Below are 365 nucleotides of genomic sequence, written 5' to 3'. Positions count from 1 at the left end.
TTCATGACAGCATCGTTGCTTAACGCAGCACGGCTTCCGGAAGTATTCTTTAGCTCCCGAAAACTGAGGGAGCCCCCGGGGAGGGAAAGCCGAACCAAGATCCCGCCAACCCTTGCTGCTCAATTCCAGGTTTGGAGAAGTCGCAGACTCCATCATGGAAGGTTTGCTTCAGCCTAGCGACTTGCGCCGGGGTCATTGCCTGGGCATAGTCTGAAACGTCAACGGGCTTGAGCTGACACTTCAAGACATCGTGCTTCAGCGGCATCCCGGCTGCAAGGCGTGGGTTCTTGTGCGCCGGGTAAAGCGCATTGCACTGCGTCGGGCCCGAGAAAACAGCTTTTTCGGCAATCCTCTTTCCACTGTTG

The 365-nt window shown here is 56.2% G+C and carries 1 protein-coding gene; it reads right to left on the bottom strand.

Going from position 1 to position 365, the window contains the following annotated elements; all coding sequences use genetic code 11:
* Positions 1–49 precede the first annotated feature (49 nt).
* A partial coding sequence (locus RCF13_RS01825; protein WP_308140777.1) for a DUF6351 family protein occupies positions 50–365 on the bottom strand: 316 nt, incomplete at its 5' end.

The organism is Stenotrophomonas maltophilia group sp. RNC7, assembly GCF_030910085.1.
Taxonomy (GTDB): domain Bacteria; phylum Pseudomonadota; class Gammaproteobacteria; order Xanthomonadales; family Xanthomonadaceae; genus Stenotrophomonas; species Stenotrophomonas sepilia.
Note: the sequence above shows the minus strand (reverse complement) of the source record. Positions and strands in the feature narration are given on the sequence as shown.